At 62.7% G+C, this 26,231-nt stretch carries 30 protein-coding genes and 2 pseudogenes; 26 read left to right on the top strand and 6 right to left on the bottom strand.

Going from position 1 to position 26,231, the window contains the following annotated elements:
* The first annotated feature begins 19 nt into the window (after positions 1-19).
* Positions 20-1,215: pseudogene (locus tag NKK50_RS27935) on the top strand (IS256 family transposase).
* Positions 1,216-2,019: 804 nt separating this feature from the next.
* Here NKK50_RS27935 and NKK50_RS27930 read toward each other — a convergent pair.
* The 5 genes from NKK50_RS27930 to NKK50_RS27910 form a co-directional block, all read right to left on the bottom strand.
* The gene (locus NKK50_RS27930) at positions 2,020-3,069 is read right to left on the bottom strand and encodes an ATP-binding protein (protein WP_352544223.1); all 1,050 of its coding nucleotides are present in this window, start codon (positions 3,067-3,069) and stop codon (positions 2,020-2,022) included.
* 166 nt (positions 3,070-3,235) lie between these two features.
* Positions 3,236-3,577: a Y4oE-related protein gene (locus NKK50_RS31420; protein ID WP_488505287.1), complete on the bottom strand. Its 342-nt coding sequence runs from the start codon at positions 3,575-3,577 to the stop codon at positions 3,236-3,238.
* A gap of 84 nt (positions 3,578-3,661) precedes the next feature.
* Complete coding sequence (locus NKK50_RS27920) at positions 3,662-3,952, bottom strand: helix-turn-helix domain-containing protein (protein ID WP_031203328.1); 291 nt, start codon at positions 3,950-3,952, stop codon at positions 3,662-3,664.
* A 54-nt stretch (positions 3,953-4,006) separates the two neighbouring features.
* Positions 4,007-4,186, bottom strand: coding sequence for a hypothetical protein (locus NKK50_RS27915; RefSeq protein ID WP_023697507.1), 180 nt, complete (start codon positions 4,184-4,186; stop codon positions 4,007-4,009).
* A gap of 70 nt (positions 4,187-4,256) precedes the next feature.
* On the bottom strand, positions 4,257-4,463 hold the full coding sequence (locus tag NKK50_RS27910) for a CsbD family protein (RefSeq protein WP_023690464.1): 207 nt from the start codon (positions 4,461-4,463) through the stop codon (positions 4,257-4,259).
* A 1,445-nt stretch (positions 4,464-5,908) separates the two neighbouring features.
* Between NKK50_RS27910 and NKK50_RS27905 the strand changes: the two are divergent.
* A pseudogene (locus NKK50_RS27905) lies at positions 5,909-6,128 on the top strand (DUF768 domain-containing protein).
* 53 nt (positions 6,129-6,181) lie between these two features.
* Here the strand turns inward: NKK50_RS27905 and NKK50_RS27900 are convergent.
* Positions 6,182-6,460: a hypothetical protein gene (locus tag NKK50_RS27900; RefSeq protein WP_023694917.1), complete on the bottom strand. Its 279-nt coding sequence runs from the start codon at positions 6,458-6,460 to the stop codon at positions 6,182-6,184.
* Positions 6,461-6,811: 351 nt separating this feature from the next.
* On the opposite strand from NKK50_RS27900, the gene NKK50_RS31415 reads away from it, so the two are divergent.
* The 24 genes from NKK50_RS31415 to trbL all read left to right on the top strand — a co-directional run bounded on the left by NKK50_RS31415 (position 6,812) and on the right by trbL (position 26,231).
* Positions 6,812-7,549 (top strand): hypothetical protein, encoded by a 738-nt coding sequence (locus tag NKK50_RS31415; protein WP_023673531.1) that lies wholly within the window; start codon positions 6,812-6,814, stop codon positions 7,547-7,549.
* 613 nt (positions 7,550-8,162) lie between these two features.
* A complete protein-coding gene (locus tag NKK50_RS27890) occupies positions 8,163-8,489 on the top strand; it encodes a DUF736 domain-containing protein (protein ID WP_023673530.1) in 327 nt (108 codons plus the stop codon).
* A gap of 175 nt (positions 8,490-8,664) precedes the next feature.
* Complete coding sequence (locus NKK50_RS27885) at positions 8,665-8,925, top strand: DNA -binding domain-containing protein (RefSeq protein ID WP_023673529.1); 261 nt, start codon at positions 8,665-8,667, stop codon at positions 8,923-8,925.
* Positions 8,926-9,059: 134 nt separating this feature from the next.
* Positions 9,060-9,308 (top strand): transcriptional regulator domain-containing protein, encoded by a 249-nt coding sequence (locus NKK50_RS27880; RefSeq protein ID WP_084013101.1) that lies wholly within the window; start codon positions 9,060-9,062, stop codon positions 9,306-9,308.
* Positions 9,280-9,825 (top strand): DUF2285 domain-containing protein, encoded by a 546-nt coding sequence (locus NKK50_RS27875; RefSeq protein ID WP_023673528.1) that lies wholly within the window; start codon positions 9,280-9,282, stop codon positions 9,823-9,825. The genes NKK50_RS27880 and NKK50_RS27875 overlap by 29 nt, the downstream gene beginning before the upstream one ends.
* 140 nt (positions 9,826-9,965) lie before the next feature.
* Complete coding sequence (locus tag NKK50_RS27870; RefSeq protein WP_023690466.1) at positions 9,966-10,247, top strand: helix-turn-helix transcriptional regulator; 282 nt, start codon at positions 9,966-9,968, stop codon at positions 10,245-10,247.
* 17 nt (positions 10,248-10,264) lie between these two features.
* Positions 10,265-11,425, top strand: a complete 1,161-nt coding sequence (locus NKK50_RS27865; RefSeq protein ID WP_023690467.1) for a replication initiator protein A — start codon at positions 10,265-10,267, stop codon at positions 11,423-11,425.
* A complete protein-coding gene (locus NKK50_RS27860; protein WP_156936056.1) occupies positions 11,422-11,664 on the top strand; it encodes a hypothetical protein in 243 nt (80 codons plus the stop codon). Before NKK50_RS27865 ends, NKK50_RS27860 begins: the two co-directional genes overlap by 4 nt.
* Positions 11,661-12,182, top strand: coding sequence for a DUF2840 domain-containing protein (locus NKK50_RS27855; protein WP_023673524.1), 522 nt, complete (start codon positions 11,661-11,663; stop codon positions 12,180-12,182). The genes NKK50_RS27860 and NKK50_RS27855 overlap by 4 nt, the downstream gene beginning before the upstream one ends.
* Positions 12,179-12,724 (top strand): S26 family signal peptidase, encoded by a 546-nt coding sequence (locus NKK50_RS27850; RefSeq protein ID WP_023697510.1) that lies wholly within the window; start codon positions 12,179-12,181, stop codon positions 12,722-12,724. Before NKK50_RS27855 ends, NKK50_RS27850 begins: the two co-directional genes overlap by 4 nt.
* A gap of 70 nt (positions 12,725-12,794) precedes the next feature.
* On the top strand, positions 12,795-13,130 hold the full coding sequence (locus NKK50_RS27845) for a DUF736 domain-containing protein (RefSeq protein WP_023690469.1): 336 nt from the start codon (positions 12,795-12,797) through the stop codon (positions 13,128-13,130).
* A 3-nt stretch (positions 13,131-13,133) separates the two neighbouring features.
* Entirely contained in the window at positions 13,134-13,904 is a 771-nt protein-coding gene (locus tag NKK50_RS27840) for a lytic transglycosylase domain-containing protein (protein WP_050588961.1), read from the top strand.
* Positions 13,905-14,147: 243 nt separating this feature from the next.
* A complete protein-coding gene (locus NKK50_RS27835; RefSeq protein WP_023697513.1) occupies positions 14,148-15,887 on the top strand; it encodes a relaxase/mobilization nuclease domain-containing protein in 1,740 nt (579 codons plus the stop codon).
* Between the two features lie 26 nt (positions 15,888-15,913).
* Entirely contained in the window at positions 15,914-17,899 is a 1,986-nt protein-coding gene (locus NKK50_RS27830; RefSeq protein ID WP_352544222.1) for a conjugal transfer protein TraG, read from the top strand.
* 7 nt (positions 17,900-17,906) lie between these two features.
* Positions 17,907-18,362, top strand: a complete 456-nt coding sequence (locus NKK50_RS27825) for a ribbon-helix-helix domain-containing protein (RefSeq protein WP_023673519.1) — start codon at positions 17,907-17,909, stop codon at positions 18,360-18,362.
* A gap of 356 nt (positions 18,363-18,718) precedes the next feature.
* Positions 18,719-19,066, top strand: a complete 348-nt coding sequence (locus NKK50_RS27820) for a type II toxin-antitoxin system RelE/ParE family toxin (protein WP_031203332.1) — start codon at positions 18,719-18,721, stop codon at positions 19,064-19,066.
* Positions 19,063-19,380 carry a helix-turn-helix domain-containing protein gene (locus tag NKK50_RS27815; protein ID WP_006338687.1) on the top strand — a complete coding sequence of 106 codons (318 nt, stop codon included), beginning with the start codon at positions 19,063-19,065 and terminating at the stop codon, positions 19,378-19,380. The genes NKK50_RS27820 and NKK50_RS27815 overlap by 4 nt, the downstream gene beginning before the upstream one ends.
* Positions 19,381-19,597: 217 nt before the next feature.
* Positions 19,598-20,614, top strand: coding sequence for a P-type conjugative transfer ATPase TrbB (trbB, locus tag NKK50_RS27810; protein WP_023697514.1), 1,017 nt, complete (start codon positions 19,598-19,600; stop codon positions 20,612-20,614).
* On the top strand, positions 20,611-20,943 hold the full coding sequence (locus tag NKK50_RS27805) for a TrbC/VirB2 family type IV secretion system protein (RefSeq protein WP_023673516.1): 333 nt from the start codon (positions 20,611-20,613) through the stop codon (positions 20,941-20,943). Before trbB ends, NKK50_RS27805 begins: the two co-directional genes overlap by 4 nt.
* The gene (locus NKK50_RS27800) at positions 20,943-21,239 is read left to right on the top strand and encodes a VirB3 family type IV secretion system protein (protein ID WP_023673515.1); all 297 of its coding nucleotides are present in this window, start codon (positions 20,943-20,945) and stop codon (positions 21,237-21,239) included. Before NKK50_RS27805 ends, NKK50_RS27800 begins: the two co-directional genes overlap by 1 nt.
* A 14-nt stretch (positions 21,240-21,253) precedes the next feature.
* On the top strand, positions 21,254-23,707 hold the full coding sequence (gene trbE / locus NKK50_RS27795; RefSeq protein ID WP_286456769.1) for a conjugal transfer protein TrbE: 2,454 nt from the start codon (positions 21,254-21,256) through the stop codon (positions 23,705-23,707).
* A complete protein-coding gene (gene trbJ, locus NKK50_RS27790; protein ID WP_023731539.1) occupies positions 23,704-24,462 on the top strand; it encodes a P-type conjugative transfer protein TrbJ in 759 nt (252 codons plus the stop codon). Before trbE ends, trbJ begins: the two co-directional genes overlap by 4 nt.
* Positions 24,463-24,472: 10 nt before the next feature.
* On the top strand, positions 24,473-24,868 hold the full coding sequence (gene trbK-alt, locus NKK50_RS27785; protein WP_023731538.1) for a putative entry exclusion protein TrbK-alt: 396 nt from the start codon (positions 24,473-24,475) through the stop codon (positions 24,866-24,868).
* A 1-nt stretch (position 24,869) separates the two neighbouring features.
* Complete coding sequence (trbL, locus tag NKK50_RS27780; protein WP_352544221.1) at positions 24,870-26,231, top strand: P-type conjugative transfer protein TrbL; 1,362 nt, start codon at positions 24,870-24,872, stop codon at positions 26,229-26,231.

The following is a 26,231-nucleotide window of genomic DNA, read 5'->3' as shown; positions in this document are numbered from 1 at the left end:
CCCTGGAAGGAACGCCACCATGACCAAGACAGAAGGTAAATCGACCAGCGCTGCCGTCAAAGACATTCTGCTTTCGAACCCGGAGGGGCTGCACGAAGTGATCCGTGCGGTAATGCAGGAGGTTCTCGAGGCCGAGATGGAGGAGGCGCTGGGTGCTTCGAAGGGCGAACGCACGCCTGAGCGCCTTGGCTATCGCTCGGGTTACTACGGCCGCACCCTGGTCACCCGGGTGGGCAAGCTTGAGCTGCGGGTTCCACAGGACCGGGCGGGTCACTTCTCCACCGAGCTGTTCGAGCGCTACCAGCGTTCGGAGCGGGCCTTGGTGGCAACGCTTGCGGAGATGTATGTCCAGGGCGTGTCGACCCGCAAGGTCAAGGCGATCACGGAAGAGCTGTGCGGTCATGCCTTCTCGGCTTCGTCGATCTCGGCCATCAACAAGCGCTTGGACGAGAGCCTGAAGGCGTTTGCCGAACGACCTCAGGAGCCGTTTCCTTACCTCATCCTCGATGCGCGCTACGAGAAGGTGCGTGAAGCCGGTGTTGTCATGAGCCAGGCGGTGCTGATCGCGGTCGGTATCGACTGGGACGGAAGGCGCCAGATCCTGGCCGTGGAGATGGCCAATCGCGAGAGCCGCTCGGCCTGGAGGGACTTCCTCGTCGGCCTCAAGGCGCGCGGCCTCAAGGGCGTCGAGTTGGTTGTGTCCGACGATCACGCCGGCCTGGTCGCGGCGATCGGCGAGGTGATCCCCGAAGCCGCCTGGCAACGCTGCTACGTGCACTTCCTCAGGAACGCGCTCGATCATCTGCCGAGGAAGCACGGCGACGACTGCCTGCAGGAATTGCGCTGGCTCTACGACCGGCGCGATCTCGCAGAGGCCAAGGCTGATCTTGCCGCATGGCTGTCCAAATGGTCCGCCCGCTACCCGCGGCTGACCACCTGGGCGGAAGAAGCCATAGAACAGACGCTGACTTTCTTCCGGCTGCCGCGTCAGCATCACAAGCACCTCAAGTCCACCAACATGCTTGAACGGCTCAACGAGGAAATCCGCCGGCGCACCTATGTCGTGCGCATCTTCCCGAACGCCGAAAGCTGCCTGCGCCTGCGCCTGGTCAGCTGGCCGTCGAAACCAATGAAAACTGGATGGAGGCCAACCGCTATATCAACATGGATGATCTGCGCGAGCACAAGAAGCTCGCTCTACGCCAAGCCGCATGACCAGTTTCATGATCGCCCATTTTGCAGAACTTGACGCACACAACCGTAGGGAAGGGCGGATTTAACCCCCAAAACACCCGCGACAGAGATGCTCAAGTCACGCTCTTCAAAGCCATTCTGATTAGACGTGACGCTGCGTTCGCAAAGGGTATCGAGCGGGTTAGTTATGTATGAAAACTGTGACGCCCCGATCGAGCACGGATTCGCACGCATATTTCTCTAACCCACGCCTCTCGGGCGAATGAACCGCCTCTCTGCTTACTCTGGCCGTGCCGTCTTCTTCTCCCGCGGCAGTTCGCGTCTTTGTTTGCAGACGACCACGATCGATTTGTCCCAGCGATCCACTCGCCGCTGGGATAGATGATTGCTTTGCTGATCTTGAGGAACGATGGCCTGATCCGCATGCAACGCGCCCGTTCGAAGAGTCCCGTCGCTTACCTGGCCGTGACAGCGAGCGATGACTTATTCAGGGGTGAGCAAGTTGAGGGTCAGGCATTGGCGGGACAGATAGCAGAGTTGTGCAACAGATTGTTGCACCCGCGACCACGTCGGTAGAGACCCGAGGAGAAATGTCGGCGGCATCACCGCGGACGCTCGTGGTGACCCGAAGCTCTCAATAGAGCTCAATGACCGCTTTGCGTCTAATATGACAGGTCGAGCGCGCTACCCTCTTGCCTGAAAACCGGAACGGCCGGTTGCCGAATGGCTAGTTATCCAGAACCAATCTGACTTTCTGGGCGAGAGCTTGGAGGGTAGCGGGTTTCTGCAGGAGTTGAACGTTTGGATCGATGATCCCATTGCGAACTATGGCATCACGTGCGTAACGGACGTAAAGAGCACCCTCAAGTCAGGCCGCAATTCAACGGCAGCATCCGCAAATTCCCGACCGTTCATTCCGGGCATGACAACATCCGTCAGCAGCAAGGAAACGTCTCCTCGATCCTCAAGAATGCGCAGGCCTTCAACCCCATTCTCAGCAGAAATCACCGAATAGTCGAGATCCTCGAGCATTTGCATTGTCAGTTGTCTTACACTCGCCTCGTCCTCGACGACGAGGATCAATTCCTCTGGCTTGCCATTGGCAACGTCTTGGCTGTTCGCCCGCCGTGCTCCATCGGCGGGACCATTGTGCCTTGGCAACCAGATGCTGATGGTAGTCCCCACCCCCAGTTTTGAATCGATTTTGACATAGCCACCGGACTGCTTGACGAAGCCAAACACCTGACTCAGCCCAAGGCCGGTTCCCTTGCCGACACCTTTGGTGGTAAAAAACGGCTCGAAGGCTCTTTCCAGAACCTCCGCGCTCATACCCGAGCCCGTGTCCCTCACCGCAATAAGGACGTAGGGGCCGGGGGAAATGCCATGATCTGCAGCAACCGACTGGTCGACCAGGAGTGCAGAGGTTTCGATTGTCAGGGTTCCGCCCTCCGGCATGGCATCGCGAGCGTTGACCGCCAGATTTACGAGGACATTTTCGAGTTGGCTGGGATCAGCGAGCACTGCACCGTCATCGGATTGCACGACCGTATTGAGTGTTACGTGCTCGCCCAGGGTCCGGCGCAAAAGCTCCGACATATCCTGCACCATCCGGCCGACGTCGAGGGATTCAGGGGAAAGCGGCTGCTGCCGGGAAAAAGCCAGTAGCCTTTGCGTCAGCATGGCAGCTTTGTGGGCACCCTCGGTCGCGGCTGCGATCAGTTGGTGCACGCCGGGCTCGCCGCGGTCGACGCGCCGCTGGATCAAGTTGAGTCCTGAGATGACAACTCCCAACATGTTGTTGAAGTCGTGCGCGATACCGCCCGTGAGTTGCCCCACCGCCTCCATTTTCTGGCTTTGGCGCAGCTGATCCTCCAAATTCCTGCGGACGTTGAGGGGGAGCCGTCATCTGATGCTGGCCGCCGATCCAGCCAGCATCTTGAATCACAAAACCACTCTCACGGGAATCCCGCAGATTCAGTCAAAATCTGAACTGCTCTAAGCGTCCATTCAAGCGGCTCGTGATCTGGTTGCTCGTGCCACATCACTTGACGGAAGTCGCGGCGGTCAACCTGCTGGCCGCATATCGGGCCAAAGGTCGAAACGGTCTTGTCCGTCTGCCGGCGAATGTGGTTTGCCGGGGATGCGTGGGCCAAGGGCTGCTATTCTGGTCATGCTCGAACGAACACGATTCCGCGGCAAAAGTTCCGTCAGTTTGTCTTCTCAGTTGGTGAAAGACATCGCACCAAAAGCGGAAGTCATTTGGTCGGCCGTCGAAATGTGCCTCCAAAGCGCAGTGCGCCACGGCGGTCGGCGCTTCAAGCCCATAGAGTTCGATCGCAGATTGAGCGGCCTGACCTTGGTCGACGAGATCGGCAATCTTCAAAGCCGTAAATCAGCGCTCCGCATTGCGAGCCTTCCGGTATGAGTTCCGAGCCTAAGACGCTCCTGAGTAGGCTTTTCGCCCTTATTATTTTCTCTGCCGCCGGCGCCACTGTCTATTGTCGGTGGCGAGGCCGCTGCCACCTTCTGAGCGGGCGAGCGATGGAGTGCCTTCGACGGTGAAGACGATTCCGGCGTCTTCAAACGCTTTGCGGATCGCCGCGATGTTGTGGGGACGCGATTTCCTGAATCCGTTCTCAAGATCGCTGATGGCCATTTCGCTAAGATCTGCCTTTGCGGCAAGTCGCACACGCGACCAGTTCAGTAGGGCTCGTGCTGCTCTGGATTGATCTGCTGAGAGTACGGTTCGGCTGTCCATAAACAGTCGAACATTCAATATCGCTTAAATGTTCCTCTTGACCTTCTGCGATTTCTAACGGCGTGATGCCGGCCTCTCGGGTAACGCGGCGGGGTTTTCCAATAACTTTGCGGAACGCTGATCGTCACGCCGCAACGTCTTCTTTTTCGGCTTGGTCTTCTCAACCAGATCTGGCCTTTTCGCTATCAGGTAGTCAGCCTTGTTCGTTCGATAGTCTTCTTTGTGGATGGACATTTCTACAATCTCCATTGTGGAGATCAACGCGGCTGGAAGCCGACAAGGTCGATCCGAACGGCGCACCGTCCTAATACGAGTCTTGTCGACCATACCAGTCGTCGACGTCTCGCCGCACGCGATCCTTCTCAATGCCGTAGCGTTCCTGGATCGTACCTTCGAGCTGATCGCGGTTGCCGGCTATGCGGTCGAGATCATCATCAGTGAGCTTGCCCCACTGCTCCTTGACCTTACCTTTGAATTGCTTCCAATTTCCTTCGACGCGATTCCAGTCCATGATGGCGATCTCCTTTCGTTGTCCTTTCGAATAACGGTCGTATGGCTGTCAGGTTCCGCTGCAGGTAAGCGCGCTTGCTTGTGATCTAGCAATGGAACCTAATGCCCGTCGACCGCATGTGTGCGCCGGCCTTTTCCGGTTTGGGAACACAGCCGGCCTTTTGCCGTTGGTCTGGAACAGCTTCGCAAGGAAATGCACGTGCTCGCCGATCCGGGCATCTGGGTCGCGTTGGCGGCTGTGTTCATCCCTTATGGAGTCGGTGTCGCACTGCTTCTGAGGGTAGCCGGTTGATGGACCTGCCAGCGCTGCTCTGGCGTCAGATGAGCGGATTTCCATAGAAGCCGCCTCAACTTGGCGGCGGGGGGTCTTCGCGTTCGGCCATCTGTTCCAAGAGCTTCCTTGACGCAGCCAGGACGCGGCGTACGTGGGGAGTTGAGTTCGCCGACCATATCGATGGCGAAGGCGCCGGACAGGGCGCCACACGTCTTGGCGGGGCGCTCTGAGGGCGTTGGCGATGTCATCGAAGATCGCTTCCATCGGTCGAGTCTCGAACGCCGAACCTGTGAATCCCCTGTTTGTTCCGTCAAAGTCTAACGATCAGGGAAGCGCCATTGAAAGCACGTGCAGTAACGGTTGATTCAACCATTGCTGGTAAATTGTGAAATGTGGGTGGCGGCTCCGACAGTTCGGGGTGGAACTCAATGCCGAAGCCGCCTGCGCAGCCAAGGTTGGGGTTTGACCGCGCCGTCCTATAATGGGACAGCGCGGTCAACGATTCGTTAAAACGTTCTGGAACTAATTAAGCACGCGCTAATTGACTCGCGGTCTCGGGAGTCAGTGCATGCGTGAAGTTCATTCCTCCGATGGTGCCGATTTTGGCGGGACAGGCCTCCCGAGGGCATTGCACAGCGTCACGTACCGGCCGCCGCCTTCGTCTTCCCTCTTCTTAGAGATCCGCCATTCGTTGGGCGAGTGGGTTGTTCGCATCATAGGGAGGAACGGTGAAACGTATTCCCGAGCATTCGAATATGAAGCAGATGCCGTCGCTTTCGCTGGCGATCAGTCTTCTCGTCTAGGATTGGAAGCTCCCCCGAAGCGAGCAACTTGACGAAATCAGCGAGAGACGCGCTGAAGCAGAGCGACTATCTGTTTCGCGGTCTCGTCGGTCCCGATCACTGGCGACTGTCGTGCGTCATCTTTCTGTATGATCGATGACGCCTGTTCGGGGGTGGTATCATCCTCCAGGTCGAACTCACGGACTCCGATGGGGGTTCTTGCCTTACATCTCACACATGGATTTTTGGTGCGAAGCCAATTCATAGTGATTGGGCCGACGTGCGGCCTGATTGAAGGTCAAAAGCTACTTCGGCGGCTGCGAACAGCCTAGTCTATGACCTCGCCACCGAACAGCCGGAACCTAAGCGCTTAATGGAGCTTAAGGCTCCATGAGTACACGCGGTATCAATTTCCTCGATCGCTGGGATCGGCAACAATCTCCCCGAAACGGCGAAGGCCGACACGGTTTCGATAAGTGAGTACACACACAAATTGTACGCCGACGCTAAGGCGCTCGGGATCAGGCGCGAAGAGATCGACGAAGAAGTTGACAGCCTATATCGGACGCTGGTCGATGCGCCTTCGGAACTTACCCCCCCTATAAATTAGCAGGGGAGGCACGGCATTCTTCAAGCCGTCGCTCTTATCCTTTCCCGATAGCTTCACCGGACATCGCGCTGGCCGACACCTTCTTGCGCAATGCCGCAGTGTGCCTCGATGGCGCTGACCGGGCGGCGGATCTGGGCAGGCGCAATGCGGCCCTTCACGCCATCGCCATCGCCATTGAATTGCTCCTGAAGTCGCATCTTCTCAGAACAGCGACCGACGATCGCTGGAATCGCCGCCATATCGGGCACGATCTCGGCAAGGCCGCTCGTTACGCCGAGAGAGCTGGATTGGGCCTGCCACCGCAACTGCACAGCGTCATCGCCCAGCTTCATCCTCATTTTCAGCGTGGCGGCTTCCAACGGGACCCAGCGCGTTCATGGCCGTCCGGTTTATCGCTCGACGCCCGCCACATCGCGCGGCGGCTTGCTCAGACTCTCATGGAACATAAGCGTCGCGCTAACGACGCCGCTGCTCCTGACTTGAAGATGACCCCACCCCCGCGATCCATTGCGCTGATCCTTGGTCCAGCCGACGGCCTGACGCCATCAACCCGCAAGGGGTCGGACTACGCGAAGCGTGCCGCCGCTCCGGCTTCGCCTTCGCGGTGATTGCGGCCATCCGCCGAACACATCGGGCGCCTGTCAGCGGGGGAGGGTCCTCCGCTTCAAACAGGAGCCGGATCGATGTCCCTCGCCGACGCGCATGCCTTCGCCTTCAGCCTCGCCGCCACCCTCATGGTCGCCATCGTCATCTTTCGTGCCGGCGACGGCACTCTCTCGGTCGTGCCGGCGAACGAGTATGACGGCGACGACACCGCCATCATCGGCGAAATCGACCGTTCGCCCCAGGACGGGGCTAACATTGCCGCTGGCGAAACAGAGCTTTGGCATCTCGCCGGTGCTTTTCGTTGCTATGCTCTGCGCGGCGTTGCGGTGGTGGTGGAAGGCGCAATCGCCAGAGCTATTCTCGGAGACACCACCATGATCATCCTCGGCATGTTCGTTTGTATCGCGGCCATCGGCATCCTGTGCTGGTTGCTCTTCACGCTTGCTATCTTCGCCCTTCCGTTGTTCGCAGGGGTCAGCGCAGGTACGTGGGCATTCAACACCGGCGCCGGCTGGCTTGGCGCGATCCTCGTCGGCATCCTGGCAGCCGGGTTGACGCTCGGCGTCGGCCAAATCCTCCTCGGCGTTATCAGCTCCATGTGGGCGAAGCTGGCGATCACGCTTGTCTTCGTCGCGCCTGCGATGGTTGCCGGCTACCATGCCACCCATGGCATCGCGAAGCACATGATGCCTTCGGAAACCTGGCAGGTCGTCTTCTCCGTCATTGGCGCGACCGCCGTCGGCGTCACGGCATATCTGCGGGTCGCGGGCATGACGTCAGCCGACCAATCCGGCAGGGACGTGGTTCGAGCCTAGACCCCCGCGGGCGGCGCAGGTGGACCAGACCGACGAAGGCCTAGCCTCCTCATTATCGGTGGTTGGAGCAATCGGGTTCCATGCCAGGATCGAGCAACGGCCACGTGCCGGCGCGGCCCCGTCTGGGACTTGGACTTTCTTTGGTCGATGCCCATGGCAGACCGACAAGTCGGTAGCAGGACGGCAGCGCGCGCGGTGGCGGCGGCGTTGCAGGTGCGCGGAATCTGTGCCTGGAATGCGTGGGCGATGCCGGTGAAGCCTGTAGCGATCTGCCGGAGGCGCGTTGCACGCCAACGTCTCCGTTCCCAATCTGTCCCAAGAGCGCTCCAAACGGCCTCTTCAATGGGCTGATCTGGCCGAACGACGGCTGAAGCCTCGACCGCCTAGGCCGCAACGGCGCATCTCGACTTTCTTCCCCTGCCGGCTCCCACCCCATGCCGCAAGCGCATGGGGACCCCGAGCGCCGCCATTCCTCGCGAGACAAGAAAGTCGTTCCTGCGCCGTCCTCCGCGTTGCTCCGGTCGCAAGCGATGCGTCGTCGGTCGCCTTCGGCCACCCGATCGCCATCGAGGCCGCATGGTGCGGGCTCGGGAACAGAAAACGGAGACTTACAATGGCTACCATCGGCACCTTCAAGAAGACCGCCTCGAACGAATTCACCGGGGACATCGTCACCCTCAGCGTCCAAGCCAAGAACGTGCGCATCGTCCCAGACACACGCGCCACCGGCGAGAACGCTCCCAGCCACCGGGTGCTGGTCGGCCGCGCCGAGATCGGCGCCGCCTGGTCGAAGACCTCCAACGAAGGCCGCGATTACCTGGGTCTCAAGCTCGACGATCCGAGCTTCAACGCCCCGATCTACGCCAACCTCTTCGACGACGAGGAAGGGGAGGGTTTCTCGCTCATCTGGTCCCGCCCGAACGCGCGGCGGGGTGACTAAGGACCCGCGCAGGCCCCGGCCGGAAGGCCGGGGCCTTCTTCCGCGGACGTCCGGTTCGATTCACTCAAGCCGAGAGCGATGCCGAAACCGCATCGCCTGATGCTTATCAACCGTCCTCCATCGGCGCTGTTGTTTCTATAAAATGCAGGCTTTCACTGTGAAGACGAGGCAAGCGATGATCGAGCCGTTTGACGAAACCGCGCCGACCAGTGACGAACTCACCGAATACGATCGGGAACACGTCAAGCTCTATGTGCGCCTGCTTGACGCCGCCGACGACGGCGCGGACTGGCGCGAGGTGGTCGAAATCCTCTTCGGCATTGATCTGACGAAGGAGCCACAACGCGCCCGGCGCATCCACGACAGCCATCTGGCGCGAGCGCGCTGGATGGCGCGTGCAGGCTACCGTCATCTCTTGCGTCGACCCGGCAACTAGCACCACAGCGCCTGTGGTTCGCGGGTGATGCCGAAGTGGCATCACCCGATGCCCGGCAAGGGTCTTCCGCCAATCGCTACAACCCGGAATCGTTTGGAGGCGGGGTCTACGCGTTGTTTGCGAGGAGCTCTTGGATGAGGCCGGATACGTCGCATTGGCGAGACAATGCCAGCTATGATTATTTTGATACATTACCTATCGAAGGGCTCGCCTGGGAGTGTCTGCGGCGTCACCAACCCTATCAACGGCACTACCAAGCGCTCCTTACCACAAGATCCGAAAAAGCACCCTTCCACCCTGAGGCACAGCGGCAGTGGGGGTTGCGATTTCCCGGCCACGCCGGATTTGTCCGCCTTGGCGCAAGACGTTCTGTGGTCGCCTGACGTCGATCCAGCTGTGGTTTCTCTCGTGCCGGCGCCGGAATTCCTGTCGTCCTTGCGATCGGCGCCGTTGACCGGCCTGGGCGTGGTCCACGACAGCCCGGAAGGACGCCACACTGTCCATAGTGCAGGTGTCGTCACCCAACTTCTCCTTCTGCCCGGCAGTGACCCGCACGGTCACCTGGCGGCGCTGATCCCCTTGGACGCAGAAACATTGGGACGGATCGAAGCACTCACCCGTTTCTGGCGTTCGTTGCAGGGGCGCCCCAAACCTTCGGACACGCGGATGACCCCGCAGCAGCGCCGCCGCTTTCGTCTGATGATGCAGGCCGCTGACGGCCATTCGAATGGCGCGAGCTACCGCGACATTGCCGTCGCCCTTTACGGGTCTAAGCGCGTCGCTGCCGATCCCTGGAAAACTTCCGCACTGCGCGACGCGGTGATCGGCCTGGTCGAAGGTGCCACCGCCATGATCGGCGGTGGCTATTTGCAAATCCTGCGTCATCGCCGCCGATCCTAGCGGGTCTGGCCGCGCAAAAGGGGTGGAGTTTTAGCCCCCCTCAACTTCCCCATCCCTGACGAAGCTTACTCTCCGCCACCGTGGTCTCCGCCCACCGCTGAACGCCAGCGGCTGCCCAAGACCCCACGGAGGTTCGACCCATGCGACCCGATATCGCCGTTTTGCCGCCGCGCTTCCTGCGCACCAAGGAGGCCGCGGATTTCCTCAGCCTGTCCGCCCGCACGCTCGAAAAGCACCGGACCTATGGCACTGGTCCTTCCTACCGCAAGCTCGGCGGCCGTGTCGTCTATGCCGTCGACGATCTTCAGGCGTGGGCCGAACGCGGCGCTGTCACGTCTACATCCGATCCGCGGGGGTCGGTCCTGCCGGCCAAGCGTCACACGCCGACGCCGCCGACGCACGGCGGACGATACGCACGCTGACCGCGCGCGGATTTCCAATGGTGGCTCGAAACCAATCCCTTTCGGAGCGCGGGCAGCTCGACCTGTTCCGGGCGCTGCCTGGCGACTTCGCCCCACGAGACGCGCAGGATCTCATGGCCTATCCGTTCTTCTCCCTTTCCAAGACGCATCGCATCACCCCGATCGATTTTGCGGCCGGCAACGTCACGATCCGGGTCGAAGCCGTGCCCGATCATGGCATGGCGACCATCTGGGACGCCGACATCCTGATCTGGGCCGCAAGCCAGATCGTCGAGGCGCGCGACGCGGGCCTTCGCACCTCGCGCCTGATGGCCGCCACACCCTATGAGATTCTCACCTTCGTCGGCCGCGGCAAGAGCCTGCGCGACTATCAGCGCCTGAAGGCGGGGCTTGACCGGCTGCAGTCGACCACCGTCTCGACGACGATTCGTCAGCCCGCCGAAGGCCGGCGTCACCGCTTCTCATGGATCAATGAGTGGCAGGAGCGCATCGATCGCCATGGCAAACCCGCGGGGATCGAGTTGATCGTCCCCGACTGGTTCTACCAGGCAGTCCTCGATGACGCGCTCGTGCTGACGATCGACCGCGCTTATTTCGACCTGACTGGCGGGCTGGAGCGCTGGCTCTATCGGCTGGTGCGCAAGCACGGCGGACGCCAGCCCGACGGCTGGCGCTTCGACTTCCGTCACCTTCACCAGAAATCCGGCAGCCTGTCGCCCCACAAGCGCTTTGCCTTCGAGCTGCGCGACATCATCCGCCGCCAGCCGCTGCCCGGCTACACCCTTGCGCTGGAAGTGGAGATTGGCGGCCGGGTTCTGCTTGCCTTCGAGCGGATCGGCTCCTGTGGAAGGCCTGTGGACGGCCTCGTGCTATCGGGAACCGGACCTATCGTGCCATCGGGAACCGCAGGCTCGTGCTATCAGGAACCGAAACGGCGCCTAACCCTGGGAAAGCAAAGCCGAAATCGCGCCCTTAACTTAGACTCTAACCCAGATTCTAACTTTGAAGCGCGCGCGCAAGATGGGCAGAGGCTCGTACGGCGAGCCAGCCACGCACTCAGCGTAACCACCAACAACACCCCCAACACGTCGACGGTTTCTGGCGGTCGCATCACGGCAACCAGCGCTTCCGAAGGTCCGACTCCGCCGCTTGATCCGCGCTCGGGAGCCGCCCGATGAGCGCCGCACCCCTAAATCGAAAGAGCCGTGTCGGGAAGGCAACTTTGACGCTGCATCTCGCCGGTGAATTGGCCTGCAAGGGAAATCAGTTCGCGACCTTCGTCGTGCGCCCCACCACCGACATGACGACTCAGGAGCGCGCACGCATCGCCGCTTTCGAGAACGACGTCATCGTCGCCGAAACGCTGCGCGCGAGGCTCGCGCGCGAAATTCCCACCACATCAGGAGAACCGAAATGACTGGCATTGCGGCTCCCCGCACGCGCGGCGCATTCCCGGCCACGCACCACGCTGCCGATAATCTCGTCCATGTCGAACTGACCTGGGTCGAGAAGAGGATCGAGAACTGGATACGGTTCGGCACGCCCGCCCAGGAACAGATCGTCGATCGTCGCCGGCGGATCCTGTCCTATCGTCCCGGCGTGGTCTTCGCCTTCGTGCGATGGGCGGCGAACGACTTCGGAACGATCATCTCACGCATCGACATCGTGCGTGCGGTCGCGTCTGGCGAAGCCTATCAGACACTGCCCTTCGTGCGACCCGGCGGCGACATCCTGCTGAAGGTCGAGAGCTGGCCCAAGGTCGAACGCGTGCTGCAGGCGATTGACGCCATCCAGCGCCTCGGCATCGAGCCTGAGTTGGTGTCGCCTGATCATTGGCGGCACATCCACAACCGGATAACCGCCGGCAATGCGCCGCGCAGCTACACACTCGACCAACATCGTGCCTTCCTGCTGCGCAAGAGGACTGAGCCGTGACGCGCGCCGGGATCATCTTAGCCAGCGTTATCGCAACCATGGGCGTCGGTTATCCCGGCCTCACTTCGATGCCCGCGAAGCTCATCTGGAATGCGTCAGCCAGCGCACCGATCGGCTTCTACACGATCGACTTCGACGGACCCTTCGAGGTCGCCGATCTTGTGGCCGTCGACGCGCCCGAGCCGCTCGCGGCGTTCCTCGCCGATCGCGGCTATCTGCCGAGGGGCGTGCCACTCCTGAAGCGCATCCTTGGCGTATCGGGGCAACGGGTCTGTCGCTCGAACCTCACCATCACGGTCGATGGTATCGAGGCGGGGATGGCGTTGACGCGTGACCGGGCCGGTCGTGACCTGCCGGTCTGGCAGGGCTGCCGCCGCATCGCGAGCGGCGAAGTCTTCCTGATGAACCGGCATGTCCGCGACAGCTTCGACGGCCGCTACTTCGGCCTCCTCTCCACCAGACGGATCATCGGCCGCGCCGTTCCGCTGTGGACAGACGAGGACGGCAACGGCCGCTTCGAATGGCGCGCGCCAACGCGGTGAGCGCGCGACCAGCGGCGCGCGTCGTGGCGCCAGTCTTCATCACCGCACGACTCGAAAACAGGAGCCTGACATGCAACAGATCGGAGAATTCACGCGCCAGAAGACTGGCTATAGCGGGCGCATCCACACGCTCAGCCTCAACCTGGATATTGCCATTGTGGCGGCAGAGGCGAGCGAAACGGAGAATGCGCCTGACTACCGCATTCACGCCGCAAGCGAGGACGGCCCCGAGATCGGCGCCGGCTGGAAACGCTCCAGCGAAAAGGCCGGAGACTATGTCTCGATCCAGCTCGACGACCCGACCTTCGCGCAGCCGATACGCGCCAACCTCTTTCGCAATGGCGACGACAAGACGTCCTGGTCGCTGCACTGGGCGCGCCCGCGCGACCGTAGCGAGAAGGATTGAACGATGCGCGCTCGCCGTCCGTCGACGAGCCATCGCGGTGCGCCCGGGCCGCTTCGCGCTGCCTGGCGCATGGCTCTGCTCCTCCTTTGCGGCCTGTCCGTCGCGACCGTCATGCCGGCGGCAGTGGCGCAGGAAACACCTCTCACACGATCGTCGCAACGCGATCCGTTCGGCGCGCATATCGCAGAAGCCTCGCACCGCTTCGGCGTCCCGACCGCGTTGATACGCGCCATCATGCGCAAGGAGAGTGCGGGCGATATGCGTGCCGTCTCCAGCGCAGGCGCCCGCGGCTTGATGCAGATCATGCCCGGAACATGGGACTATCTGCGCGCCCGCTGGTCGCTTGGCCGCGATCCATTCGATCCCCGGGACAACATCCTGGCTGGAACGGCGTACCTGCGCGAACTGCACGATCGCTTCGGCTCTCCGGGATTTCTGGCCGCCTACAATGCGGGACCTGCACGCTACCAGGCCTACCTCACTGGGCGTCCGTTACCGGCCGAGACCCGCGCCTATGTCGCCGCATTTGCGCCCCTGATCGGTGAAAGCGAGGGTATGCGCCCTTTCGCCGTTACGTCTGTCGAGGCCATTCCCTGGAAGCGCGGCTCGCTGTTCGTCGGTCAGCCGGATCGCAAACAAGCTGTCGCTCGGGTGCCAACCGAGCGACCACCAAATGACGCGAGCTCTGCGCCCACCGTGCGCGATGTGTCCGCCATCGTGCCGCTGTCCGAAGGCCTCTTCGTGGCGCGAGCGGGCGAAGGGATACAGCCATGAGCGCACATGGGCGTCTTTGCGCAACCGCAAGCTCCAGCGCACCATGGCGTGGGTGGAGGCGGAAAATGTGCAGAACAACCGAAGGATGGCGAGATAAAAGGCCGCGAGGTGCGGCGTCGATCGGTTGTGCTGTTTCAAGAGGTTATGTGGCATTTCCGCGAGGTGCGAACAAGTGGCGCACCTCGCCGGAACACCGTTTCACCTGTGATTTCGGTGCCTTGAGACGATGTGCGGATCTTCACGATGACTGACGAGGATGGTTTCCGCATCCGGCCCGGCCGCATCCGCTCGCCCAGTGCCCAGCGCGCCAGGCCCTTCATCGCGCAGGCGCTTGCCGCCGCCCGGAAGGCCGGCGCCCGCATCTCTCGCTCCGGCCGGATCAGCCCGGGCAATCGCTCGACCTTCGGGCGTGGCCGCTCGGCGAGCGTGCGCGCCAATCGTCTCCTCACCGGCCGCTCGCGAGCCGTGATCATCAAGACACGGCTGGTGCGCCATCACGCGCGCGGCGCCCCGCTTGCCGCTCATCTCACCTATCTGCGCCGCGAGGGCGTCACCCGGGACGGGGAGAAGGCAAGGCTGTTCGGGCCGGAGGACGGGGAGGTGGATGGCGGTGCTTTTGCCGAGCGGTGCGGCGATGATCGGCACCACTTCCGTTTCATCGTCTCGCCGGAAGATGCCGTCGACATGGCGGACCTCAAATCCTTCGCCCGCGATCTGATGGGTCAGATGGAAAAGGACCTCGGCACGAAACTGGATTGGGCTGGCGTCGATCACTGGAACACCGACAATCCGCACCTTCACATCATCCTGCGCGGCCGCACTGATGACGGGCAGGATCTCGTGATCTCCCGCGATTACATCAAGGAGGGAATGCGCGCCCGCGCCGCCGACCTCGTTACCCAGGAGCTCGGCCCGCGCACCGATCTCGACATCCGCCGCAATCTGCAGCGTCAGGTCGAGGCCGAACGTTGGACCCAGCTTGACCGGCAGCTTGTTCGCGATTGCCGCGACACAGGCGTTGTCGATCTTGCGTCCCCGGCGAGCGCTCAGCCCGATGAGTATCACGTGCTGAAGGTCGGGCGGGCGCGCAAGCTCGAAACGCTTGGCCTTGCCGAACAGGTCGGCCCAGGCCAATGGAGGATCGACGAAAAGGCCGAGGCGACGCTGCGCGAGCTTGGCGAACGCGGTGACATCATCAAGCGGATGCACCGCGCCCTGACAGAACAGGGCATCGAGCGCGGGTCGGCGACCTATGTGCTCGCGGCGGAGCGCCTCGACACGCCAATCGTCGGTCGGCTGGTCGACCGTGGTCTCGATGACGAGTTGAAGGGCAGTGCCTACGCCGTGATCGATGGCACCGACGGCCGCACCCATCACATCAAGCTGTCCGATCTCGATGCCGCCGGCGACAGCGCTCCGGGTTCCATCGTTGAGCTGCGCAAGTTCCATGACGCGCAGGGACATGGGCGCGCAGCACTCGCTGTCCGTTCCGATCTCGATATTGAGCGGCAGGTTACCGCCGCCGGCGCTACCTGGCTCGATCGCCAGAACATCGCCCGCGAACCGACTGCGTTGTCGGAAGGCGGCTTCGGCGCCGAGGTGCGGCAGGCGATGCAGCTCCGTGCCGACCACCTCGTCCAACGGGGCCTCGGCGAGCGGCATGGCCAACGCACAACCTTCACCCGCAACCTGATAGACACGCTGCGTCGCTGCGAGTTGGAGGCGCTCGGCGAAAAGCTCTCGGCCGAAACCGGCCAGCCGTTCAACCGCGTTCGCAGTGGTGAGTTTGTGGCCGGTTCCTACCGGCAACGTTTCACGCTCGCCTCCGGCCGCTTCGCCATGATCGATGACGGCCTCGGTTTCCAACTGGTGCCTTGGACGCCGTCCCTGGAAAAACATCTTGGCAGCCACGTCTCTGGCGTCGCTCGCAATGACGACGGCATCGACTGGAGTTTTGGCCGCAAGCGAGGCCTCGGCATCTAGTCTCAATTTGAAGAAAGGACTGCAGCATGTCCGCCACCAAAATTCTCTGGGGCCAGATCCTCGCCGTCTTGATGATCGTACTGTTCACGACCTGGGGCGCGACGGAGTGGGTGGCCTGGCGCCTGGCATTCCAGCCCGAGCTGGGCAGGCCATGGTTCCGTGTCCTGGGCTTTCCGTTCTACCTTCCGCCGTCATTCTTCTGGTGGTGGTATGGCTTCGATGCCTACGCGCCGTCGATCTTCGTAGAGGGAGCCTTTATCGCGGCTTTCGGCGGTTTCGCCTGCGTCGCCGTCGCCATCGGCATGTCGGTCTGGCGGGCTCGAGAGGCCAAGAAGGTCGAGACCTACGGCTCCGCCCGCTGGGCCGACAAGCAGGAGGTCAAGGCAACGGGCCTTCTCGGCTCCGATGGGGTGGTGCTTGGGCGCTTTGACGGCGCCTATCTGCGCCACGATGGACCGGAGCATGTGCTGTGCTTTGCGCCCACACGTTCGGGCAAGGGTGTCGGCCTGGTCGTCCCGTCGCTGCTGACCTGGCCGAGCTCCGCCGTCGTTCACGATATCAAGGGCGAAAACTGGCAACTCACCGCGGGCTTCCGCGCCATGCATGGGCGGGTCCTGCTGTTCGATCCCACCAATCCCAAATCCTCATCCTACAACCCGCTGCTCGAGGTGCGTCGCGGCGAATGGGAAGTCCGCGACGTTCAAAACATCGCCGACATCCTGGTCGATCCCGAAGGCTCGCTCGAGAGGCGAAACCATTGGGAGAAGGCCAGCCATGCCCTGCTGGTCGGCGCGATCCTGCACGTCCTCTACGCCGAGCCGGTCAAGACGCTTGCCGGCGTCGCCGGATTCCTCTCCGATCCAAAGCGTCCGATCGAATCGACGTTGTCCGCGATGATGAAAACCGCGCATCTGGGGCAGGCTGGTCCGCACCCGGTCATCGCCAGCGCCGCGCGAGAGCTCTTGAACAAATCAGACAACGAACGCTCCGGCGTGCTGTCCACCGCCATGTCATTTCTTGGCCTCTATCGCGATCCTGTCGTGGCAGAGGTCACGCGCCGCTGCGACTGGCGCATCAGCGACCTTATCGACGACGAGCATCCGACGACACTCTACCTCGTCGTGCCGCCGTCCGACATCAATCGGACCAAGCCGCTCATTCGCCTGATCCTCAATCAGATCGGCCGCCGCTTGACTGAAGATCTGCAGGTCAGGGCGAAAGGGCACCGGCTGCTCCTGATGCTCGACGAGTTCCCGGCGCTTGGCCGCCTCGATTTTTTCGAATCGGCGCTCGCCTTCATGGCCGGCTACGGGCTGAAAAGCTTCCTGATCGCTCAATCCCTCAACCAGATCGAGAGGGCGTACGGCGCCAACAATTCGATCCTCGACAACTGTCATGTCCGGGTAAGCTTTGCCACCAATGACGAGCGCACCGCCAAGCGCGTGTCCGACGCGCTGGGAACAGCGACCGAGATGAGGGCCATGAGGAACTATGCCGGCCACCGGCTGTCTCCGTGGCTCGGTCATCTCATGGTCTCCCGCTCGGAGACGGCTCGCCCGCTGCTCACGCCGGGTGAAGTCATGCAGCTGCCGGCGACCGACGAGATCGTCATGGTCGCGGGTGCGCCGCCGATCCGCGCCAAAAAGGCGCGCTATCATGAGGATGCTCGCTTCCGGGAACGTATCCTGCCGCCGCCGCTGCTGAGGGCGGCGGCGGAGGAGGGGAGGCCGGACGACTGGACGAACCTGCCTCTGCCTTCTCGTCCGCAGATTGCTGAAGCCATGTCGGCGCCGTTGGCCACGGATGACGACACAACTGATTCCGAGCGTCGTCGGCAACCCGAGCTCAGTCGCGTCGAGCAGGTCGTGAAGCCTTCGACCGAGAACGAATTCGAGATCGATCACCTGGATGACGTGGAGGACGAGGTTGCCCGCAACCGTCGACTGACGCGCCTGATGCAGGGCGTTGCGCGGCAGGCGTCGCTCGACCCCGGCGACGGCGTGGATATGTGAGGCTCCCATGGTAAAGCCACCTCGCAAGCAACGCCTGTCCGTCTATCTCGATCCGAAGGTCATGAGCAGGCTGGCCGAACATGCGGCGCGCCGTGATTTTTCACGGTCGCTCGTCGCGGAGGCGGCAATCGAGTCGTTCCTCTCACCCGATGCCGCCGAGCGGCAGGAGGCGGCGATCACCAAGCGGCTTGACCAGCTGGACCGCCGTATGACGCGCCAGGAGCGCGATGTCGCGATTGCCGTGGAGACGCTCGCTGTTTTCGTCCGCTTCTGGCTGGCGACAACGCCGGCTTTGCCCGAGCCCGCGGCACAGGCAGCCCACTCCAAGGCTGGCGAGCGCTATGATGCCTTCGTCACCGCGCTCGGCCGGCGCCTGGCGAGAGGTCCAAAGCTTCGGCAGGAGATCTCCGAGGACATCGATGGCGGTCTGGACACACACCAGCCCGGCACGCCCGCGCGCTGAACGGACTGGCGGACCGAGATTTTGCAAGCATCGATATGTCAAGCATATCAAAGTATTGTAACGATATGTTGTCATGGAACTCGCGTTGCCAACCTGTCGGGGGGTTTGGCAGACAAGAGCTAGACAGCCGCAGGGCAGGGTCGCTGATACGGGAACCATGTTGGGCGCGAAATCCGCAATTCAAGATCCGTGATTGCATGAGGGACCACGCCTTTATGAGCTTCTAGAAAAAGCAGCCGTCTGAGCCGAACCAGTTATCTCAGTGGCTAGGCGGTGTCAGGATCTTTTCGTTGAAAATTATAGTCTGTATGCTATAAGGCAAAGGGCGAATGAAAAACCAAAAGCTCACGGTATGGATGGGATCGTCGAAGGATGACCTGCGCGAGTTTCCGGTCGATGTTCGCCGGTTGATGGGTGTCGCAATCAACGACGCCCAGAATGGTGAGGAGCACCCGGCTGTCAAAGCCCTGAAAGGGTTTGGGGGCCGCAGCATCCTCGAGGTGGTCGACGACTTCGACGGAGATACCTACCGCGCCGTCTACACCGTCCGCTTCGCTGGCGTGATCTACGTCCTTCATTGCTTCCAGAAGAAGTCGAAGAGGGGCAGGGAGACACCCAAGCATGAAATCGATCTCGTCACAGTACGATTGAAGGCGGCCGAGGCGCACTATCGTGAAAACTATGGGAAAGGAACAAAGTCATGACGGAAGACATCACCGCCGAAGTGAGCAGCGGCAACGTGTTTGCGGACCTCGGCTTTGACAATCCCGAAGAGGAATTGCTCAAGGCCAAGCTGGCCCGCGAGATCCGCGCCATTATCAAGCGCCGGCGCCTGACCCAGGCGAAGTCGGCTGAACTGCTCGGAATGAAACAGCCCGACGTCTCCGCGATCGCCACAGGGCGAACGGGTAAGTTTTCAATAGACAGGCTGGTTCGCTGTCTGGACCGGCTCGACTACAAGGTCGACGTGGTGGTTCGCCACAAGCCTCGACGGTCAACTCGTGCTGAAGCCGCGTGATCTGACGGCTTTACCGACGAGCGCACAATTGACGGCGAGCGCCGCCCTTGCCTGAAGATCGCCGGCCTTGATCACAGGTCGGCACCGCCAATCTCCTGTATTTGCACGCTACGCCACTACGCCTCGATATAGGTGTTGAAACCACTCGAGATGCGGCTCTCTTAATCATCCCCGTCCAGGGGCCGTCCATGTTCCCCCGGATCGAAACGGGGACAGGATGGCAGCTTCGCCTCACAATTCAGAAGGTCTGGCGCGCGGCGCACGCATGCTGCGCACAGCGCTCGGACCTGCGATCGCGCGCTATCTCGACGACGCCGGCATCGTCGAAGTGATGCTTAATCCCGATGGACGTTTGTGGATCGACCGCCTGTCCGAGGGGTTGTCCGACACAGGAGAGCGTTTGTCAGCAGCGGACGGCGAGCGCATCGTTCGCCTCGTCGCTCATCATGTCGGTGCCGAAGTCCATGCCGGCGCCCCACGTGTCTCGGCCGAGCTGCCCGAGACGGGGGAGCGGTTCGAAGGGCTTCTTCCTCCCGTCGTCGCGGCGCCCGCCTTCGCGATCCGCAAGCCCGCCGTCGCCATCTTCACCCTCGAAGATTATGTCGCGACCGGAATCATGTCGGCGCAGCAGGTGGACGCGCTGCGCCAGGGCGTTGCCAACCGCGCGAACATCCTCATTGCAGGCGGCACCTCCACGGGCAAGACCACGCTGATCAACGCGCTGTTGGCCGAGGTGGCCAAGACCGTCGATCGCGTCGTGATCATCGAGGATACGCGGGAACTGCAATGCGCAGCGCCGAATCTCGTGGCGATGCGAACGAAAGACGGTGTCGCGTCGCTCTCCGATCTTGTTCGCTCATCGCTGCGCCTGCGCCCCGACCGCATTCCAGTCGGAGAGGTGCGCGGGGCCGAGGCGCTCGAACTGCTCAAGGCCTGGGGCACCGGCCACCCCGGCGGCCTTGGCACGATCCACGCCGGCAGCGCCATAGGTGCGCTCCGAAGGATGGAGCAGCTGATCCAGGAAGCCGTGGTCACGGTTCCACGCGCGCTGATCGCCGAGACGATCGACCTGGTTGCCGTCCTTTCCGGCCGCGGCTCAGCCCGCCGACTGTCCGAACTCGCCCGTGTCGATGGCCTGAGCCCGGACGGCGATTACCGGGTCGCGCCAGCCGTCCTCGAGGGCGACGACAGCCCGACCTTGCTCATCCAAAGCCCTGAAGGAGAAATTCCATGATCCAACGCCTGCGCCTCGCGCGCCATCGTCTCGCCATGACCGTCTCCGGTGCCACGCTCATCCTGGTGATGGCCGCGCCCGCTTATGCCTCCGGCTCGTCAATGCCGTGGGAACAGCCGCTGCAACAGATCCTCCAATCGATCGAAGGTCCGGTCGCCAAGATCATGGCGGTGATCATTATCATCGTAACCGGCCTGACGCTCGCCTTCGGCGACACGTCTGGCGGCTTCCGCCGGCTCATCCAGATCGTGTTCGGCCTGTCCATCGCTTTCGCGGCGTCGAGCTTCTTCCTGTCGTTCTTCTCGTTCGGCGGCGGAGCGCTGGTCTGATGGCGGGCGCTGTCGAACAGGGCGGCCCAATGCCGGATTATACAGTGCCCGGCTATACGGTCCTTGTACACCGCGCGCTGACGGAGCCGATCCTGCTCGGTGGCGCCCCGCGCGCCATTGCGATCATGAACGGGACGCTCGCGGGCGCCGTGGGGCTGGGGCTGCGTCTGTGGCTCGTCGGCATCGCCATCTGGGCGATCGGCCATGTTGCCGCAGTCTGGGCGGCCAAGCGCGATCCGCTTTTCGCCGACGTCGTTCGCCGGCACCTGCGCATACCCGCGCATCTCACGGTCTAAGCGAGGTCGCACCTATGATGAACCTTGCCGAATATCGCAACCGCAGCAGCCGGCTCGCCGACTTCCTGCCCTGGGCGGCATTGGTCGGCGCTGGAATCGTCCTCAACAAGGACGGCAGCTTCCAGCGCACCGCGCGTTTTCGCGGTCCCGATCTCGACAGCGCCGTGCCGGCCGAACTGGTCGCCGTCGCCGGCCGGCTCAACAATGCCTTCCGCCGCCTCGGCTCCGGCTGGGCGATCTTCGTCGAGGCACAGCGCCATGCCTCGACGCGCTATCCCGACAGCAGCTTTCCGGATGCGGCCTCGACGCTGGTCGATGCGGAGCGCAAGGCGGGCTTCGAGGAGGCCGGCGCGCATTTCGAGTCCAGCTACTTCCTGACGCTCACCTATCTTGCGCCCGCCGAAGACACCGCCCGCGCGGAAAGCTGGCTCTACGAAGGGCGGGAGAAGAAGGGCCTCGACCCCAATGAGGTGCTGACCGGGTTCACTGACCGCAGCGACCGCGTCCTGCGCCTAGTCGAAGCCTTCATGCCGGAGTGCCGCTGGCTCGATGACGCCGAGACGCTGACCTATCTGCATGGCTGCGTCTCGACCAATCGCCACCGTGTCCGCGTTCCCGAAACGCCGATGTATCTCGATGTCCTGCTGGCCGACCAGCCGCTGACCGGCGGGCTTGAGCCGCGGCTTGGCGCGTTGCATCTGCGCATTCTCACGGTCACGGGGTTCCCGACCGCGACCACGCCGGGTCTGCTCGACGAGCTGAACCGGCTGGCCTTCCCGTATCGCTGGTCGACACGCGCGATCCTGCTCGACAAGACTGATGCGACCCGGCTGCTGACAAAGATCCGGCGTCAATGGTTCGCCAAGCGCAAATCGGTCGCCGCGATCCTCAAGGAGGTGATGACCAACGAGGCGTCCGTCCTCGTGGACACCGACGCCGCAAACAAGGCCGCTGATGCCGACATGGCGCTCCAGGAGCTCGGCGCCGACTATGCGGGCATGGCTTATGTCACCGCGACGGTGACTGTTTGGGACGATGATCCTGGCATCGCCGACGAGAAACTGCGCCGGGTCGAAAAGGTCATCCAGGGCCGCGATTTCACGGCAATTATCGAAACCATCAACGCCGTCGACGCCTGGCTCGGCAGCCTGCCGGGTCACGTTTACGCCAACGTCCGTCAACCTCCCATCTCCACCCTCAATCTCGCCCACATCATTCCGCTTTCCGCGGTGTGGGCGGGCGAGGTGCGGGACGAGCATCTTGCAGCGCCCCCTCTGCTTTTCGGCAAGACCGAAGGCTCGACCCCGTTCCGGCTTTCGCTTCATGTCGGCGACGTCGGCCACACGCTGATCGTCGGCCCGACAGGCGCGGGCAAGTCCGTGCTCTTGGCGCTGATGGCGCTGCAGTTCCGCCGCTATGCGGGGTCACAGGTATTTGCCTTCGATTTCGGCGGCTCGATCCGCGCGGCGGCACTCGCCATGGGCGGCGACTGGCATGATCTCGGCGGCGATCTCAGCGATGGAGCGTCCGATAGCGTCAGTCTTCAGCCGTTCGCGCGCATTCACGATGTCCCCGAGCGCGCCTGGGCCGCCGACTGGATCGTGGCGATCCTGACGCGTGAGAATGTGACGATCACGCCTGAGATCAAGGAGCATATCTGGACGGCGTTGAGTTCTCTGGCGTCCGCGCCTGTCGAGGAGCGCACCATCACCGGCCTGGTCGTGCTGCTGCAATCAAACGATCTCAAGCAGGCATTACGTCCCTATTGCGTAGGAGGTCCCTATGGCCGCCTGCTCGATGCCGAGCACGAGCATATCGGATCGGCGTCGGTCCAGGCATTCGAAACCGAGGGGCTGATCGGAACAGGTGCCGCGCCCGCCGTCCTGTCCTATCTCTTCCATCGCATCGAGGACCGGCTCGATGGCTCGCCAACCCTTCTCATCATCGACGAAGGCTGGCTTGTGCTGGACGATGAGGGTTTTGCCGGCCAGCTCCGCGAATGGCTAAAGACGCTGCGCAAGAAGAACGCCAGCGTCATCTTCGCCACGCAGTCGCTCAGCGACATTGACGGCTCGGCAATCGCGCCCGCGATCATCGAGAGCTGCCAGACCCGGCTTCTCCTGCCGAACGAGCGCGCCATCGAGCCGCAGATCACGGCGATCTATCGTCGATTCGGCCTCAACGATCGGCAGATCGAGATCATCGCGCGGGCGATGCCAAAGCGCGACTATTACTGCCAGTCCCGACGCGGCAACCGGCTGTTCGAGCTCGGTCTGTCGGATGTGGCACTCGCGCTCTGCGCTGTATCCGCGAAGACCGACCAGGCCGCGATCGCCAGCATCGTCGCCGAGCATGGCCGCGACGGGTTCCTCGCTGCCTGGCTCACCCACCGTGGCGTCGGCTGGGCCGCTGAACTCGTTCCCGCCCTAACCAGCCCCGCCCTCACCAACAAGGAGAAGTCCCCATGAAACAACGCCGTTCCCTTGGCATGCGGTTCGCCGCCGCACTGCTTGTCGCTCCTGCCGCGCTCTCGCCTTTCCTGACGACACCGGCACAGGCCTTGATCGTTTTCGATCCCTCGAACTATTCGCAAAACGTCCTGACGGCAGCGCGCTCGCTCGAACAGATCACCAACCAGATCACCTCGCTCCAGAACCAGGCGCAGATGCTCATCAACCAGGCGCGCAATCTCGCAAGCCTGCCGTTCTCCTCGCTGGAACAGCTTCAGCAGTCCGTGCAGCGTACGCAGCAACTGCTCAGTCAGGCGCAGAACGTTGCCTATGACGTGCGGCAGATCGATCAGGCCTTCCAGCAGAAATACGGCAACGTCTCGCTATCGGCTTCGGATCAGCAACTCGTCGCCGACGCGCGCTCGCGCTGGGGCAACACGGTTGGTGGCCTTCAGGACGCTATGCGTGTGCAGGCGGGCGTCGTCGGCAACATTGACACCAATCGCAGTGAGATGTCGGCACTGGTCGGCCAAAGCCAGGGTGCGACGGGCGCGCTTCAGGCAACACAGGCCGGCAACCAGCTCCTCGGGCTTCAGGCGCAGCAGCTTGCCGATCTCACCGCTGTCGTCGCCGCGAATGGTCGGGCGCAAGCGTTGCAATCGGCCGAGCAGGCCACCGCCGCCGACCAGGGCCGGGAGCAGCGCCGCCGCTTCCTGACGCAGGGCTCGGGCTACCAACCCGGCAGTGCGCAGATGTTCTATGGCAAGAACTGAGGCCGGAGCGATGGATGGCAAGATCCTCGCTCGTGTCAGTGCGGTCGTCTTCATCGCGGTCGCTTTGACAGTGACCGCGATCGAGATGAGCAGCAAGGACGATGAGCCTGACGCCCTTGGGACACGGGACCGTTCCACCGCGTCACAAGACCTGCTCGCGTTCGAATTGCGCCGCTGTTCCGGGATCGGCGAGGCCGGTCCTCGCGATCCCGGTTGTCTGAAAGCCTGGGCAGAGAGCCGGCGCCGGTTTCTCCGTCAACGTGACTCGGCAACCGCGCCTGCGCCGGTAGCGCCGACAACGCTGTTTCCGAATGTGCCCGCGTCAGGCGACCGGCAAGAAGGGGAGGGGACGGATGTGACCGCTCCCGCGATGCAGGTCGAGCCGCCTCGGCCGGAGCCGCGCTGACATGGGTGGCATGGGCGTCATCGACCATTTCCTCGAAGTCTTCACACGCTACATCGACAGCGGCTTCGGCCTGCTCGGCGGCGAGGTGGGCTTCATCGCCACAACTCTGATCGTCATCGACGTGACGCTGGCGGCGCTCTTCTGGTCCTGGGGTGCCGACGAGGACATCATGGCGCGCCTCGTCAAGAAGACGCTCTTCGTCGGCGTCTTCGCCTACCTCATTTCCAACTGGAACAATCTCGCCCGCATCGTCTTCGAAAGCTTCGCCGGGCTTGGCCTGAAGGCCTCGGGTACGGGTTTTACCGTCAACGATCTCATGCGCCCGGGCAAGGTGGCGCAGACCGGGCTCGATGCCGGCCGGCCGTTGCTGGACTCGATCTCGAACATGATGGGCTATTTGTCCTTCTTCGAGAACTTCATCCAGATCGCCTGCATGTTCTTCGCCTGGGCGCTGGTGCTGCTGGCCTTCTTCATCCTGGCGATCCAGCTCTTCGTCACCCTGATCGAGTTCAAGCTGACGACGCTCGCCGGTTTCGTGCTGATACCCTTCGGTCTGTTCGGCAAATCCGCGTTCATGGCCGAGCGGGTGCTTGGCAACGTCATCTCGTCCGGCATCAAGGTGCTCGTGCTCGCCGTCATCATCGGCATCGGCTCAACCCTTTTCTCCGAGTTCACTTCCGGATTCGGCGGGACCACGCCGTCGATCGACGACGCCATGGCGATCGTGCTGGCCGCGCTGTCGCTGCTCGGCCTTGGCATATTTGGACCTGGTATCGCCAACGGTCTCGTCTCCGGCGGCCCGCAGCTCGGCGCGGGTGCGGCGGTCGGCACCGGGCTCGCCGCCGGCGGCATGGCAGCAGTGGGCACAGCGGCCGGCGGCGCCATCGTGTCCGGAGGCGTGGCTGTCAGCAGCGGTGCTGCAACGGCGGCCCGTGGCGGTGCCGCCACCGCGGGCAGGGCATCCACAGCCTACGGCCTCGGCGCGGCGGGACAGTCAGGCTTTTCCGGCGTCGCATCCGGGCTCGGCGGTGTCATCAGCGCCGGCGCGCAGGGCGCCATCTCACCGCTGAAGCGAGCGGCAAATAATGCGGCAGGCAGCATGAAGCAGAGCTTCCAGTCCGGCGCTCGCGCTGCCTTCCAGACGACAGGCGGATCCTCCACGGCTGGCACAATCGGCGCGAACGCGCCCGAAGCCAGCTCCGCTCCCGTTGCGTCCTCCGCCACTGAAAGTCAGCCTGCCTGGGCGAAGCGCATGAAGCGCTCGCAACAGATGTCCCATGGCGTCCAGGCCGCCGCCCACGCTGTCCGCAGTGGCGACAGCCATGGCGGCGGCTCCTCGATCAACCTCTCTGAAAGAGACTAA

Origin of the sequence: Mesorhizobium sp. M0001 (assembly GCF_040324255.1) — a bacterium.
Lineage (GTDB): Bacteria > Pseudomonadota > Alphaproteobacteria > Rhizobiales > Rhizobiaceae > Mesorhizobium.
The sequence above is the reverse complement of the archived record's forward strand: the minus strand, read 5'-3'. Positions and strand labels throughout refer to the sequence as shown.

Excerpts from the sequence above, each read along its gene's own strand:
- NKK50_RS27920 (WP_031203328.1), bottom strand. The coding sequence starts at position 3,952 with ATGGACAGCCGAACCGTACTCTCAGCAGATCAATCCAGAGCAGCACGA.
- NKK50_RS27915 (WP_023697507.1), bottom strand. The coding sequence starts at position 4,186 with ATGTCCATCCACAAAGAAGACTATCGAACGAACAAGGCTGACTACCTG.
- NKK50_RS27910 (WP_023690464.1), bottom strand. The coding sequence starts at position 4,463 with ATGGACTGGAATCGCGTCGAAGGAAATTGGAAGCAATTCAAAGGTAAG.
- NKK50_RS27900 (WP_023694917.1), bottom strand. The coding sequence starts at position 6,460 with ATGAAGCTGGGCGATGACGCTGTGCAGTTGCGGTGGCAGGCCCAATCC.
- NKK50_RS31415 (WP_023673531.1), top strand. The coding sequence starts at position 6,812 with ATGTCCCTCGCCGACGCGCATGCCTTCGCCTTCAGCCTCGCCGCCACC.
- NKK50_RS27890 (WP_023673530.1), top strand. The coding sequence starts at position 8,163 with ATGGCTACCATCGGCACCTTCAAGAAGACCGCCTCGAACGAATTCACC.
- NKK50_RS27885 (WP_023673529.1), top strand. The coding sequence starts at position 8,665 with ATGATCGAGCCGTTTGACGAAACCGCGCCGACCAGTGACGAACTCACC.
- NKK50_RS27880 (WP_084013101.1), top strand. The coding sequence starts at position 9,060 with ATGAGGCCGGATACGTCGCATTGGCGAGACAATGCCAGCTATGATTAT.
- NKK50_RS27870 (WP_023690466.1), top strand. The coding sequence starts at position 9,966 with ATGCGACCCGATATCGCCGTTTTGCCGCCGCGCTTCCTGCGCACCAAG.
- NKK50_RS27865 (WP_023690467.1), top strand. The coding sequence starts at position 10,265 with ATGGTGGCTCGAAACCAATCCCTTTCGGAGCGCGGGCAGCTCGACCTG.
- NKK50_RS27860 (WP_156936056.1), top strand. The coding sequence starts at position 11,422 with ATGAGCGCCGCACCCCTAAATCGAAAGAGCCGTGTCGGGAAGGCAACT.
- NKK50_RS27855 (WP_023673524.1), top strand. The coding sequence starts at position 11,661 with ATGACTGGCATTGCGGCTCCCCGCACGCGCGGCGCATTCCCGGCCACG.
- NKK50_RS27845 (WP_023690469.1), top strand. The coding sequence starts at position 12,795 with ATGCAACAGATCGGAGAATTCACGCGCCAGAAGACTGGCTATAGCGGG.
- NKK50_RS27840 (WP_050588961.1), top strand. The coding sequence starts at position 13,134 with ATGCGCGCTCGCCGTCCGTCGACGAGCCATCGCGGTGCGCCCGGGCCG.
- NKK50_RS27835 (WP_023697513.1), top strand. The coding sequence starts at position 14,148 with ATGACTGACGAGGATGGTTTCCGCATCCGGCCCGGCCGCATCCGCTCG.
- NKK50_RS27830 (WP_352544222.1), top strand. The coding sequence starts at position 15,914 with ATGTCCGCCACCAAAATTCTCTGGGGCCAGATCCTCGCCGTCTTGATG.
- NKK50_RS27825 (WP_023673519.1), top strand. The coding sequence starts at position 17,907 with ATGGTAAAGCCACCTCGCAAGCAACGCCTGTCCGTCTATCTCGATCCG.
- NKK50_RS27820 (WP_031203332.1), top strand. The coding sequence starts at position 18,719 with ATGGGATCGTCGAAGGATGACCTGCGCGAGTTTCCGGTCGATGTTCGC.
- NKK50_RS27815 (WP_006338687.1), top strand. The coding sequence starts at position 19,063 with ATGACGGAAGACATCACCGCCGAAGTGAGCAGCGGCAACGTGTTTGCG.
- trbB (WP_023697514.1), top strand. The coding sequence starts at position 19,598 with ATGGCAGCTTCGCCTCACAATTCAGAAGGTCTGGCGCGCGGCGCACGC.
- NKK50_RS27805 (WP_023673516.1), top strand. The coding sequence starts at position 20,611 with ATGATCCAACGCCTGCGCCTCGCGCGCCATCGTCTCGCCATGACCGTC.
- NKK50_RS27800 (WP_023673515.1), top strand. The coding sequence starts at position 20,943 with ATGGCGGGCGCTGTCGAACAGGGCGGCCCAATGCCGGATTATACAGTG.
- trbE (WP_286456769.1), top strand. The coding sequence starts at position 21,254 with ATGATGAACCTTGCCGAATATCGCAACCGCAGCAGCCGGCTCGCCGAC.
- trbJ (WP_023731539.1), top strand. The coding sequence starts at position 23,704 with ATGAAACAACGCCGTTCCCTTGGCATGCGGTTCGCCGCCGCACTGCTT.
- trbK-alt (WP_023731538.1), top strand. The coding sequence starts at position 24,473 with ATGGATGGCAAGATCCTCGCTCGTGTCAGTGCGGTCGTCTTCATCGCG.
- trbL (WP_352544221.1), top strand. The coding sequence starts at position 24,870 with ATGGGTGGCATGGGCGTCATCGACCATTTCCTCGAAGTCTTCACACGC.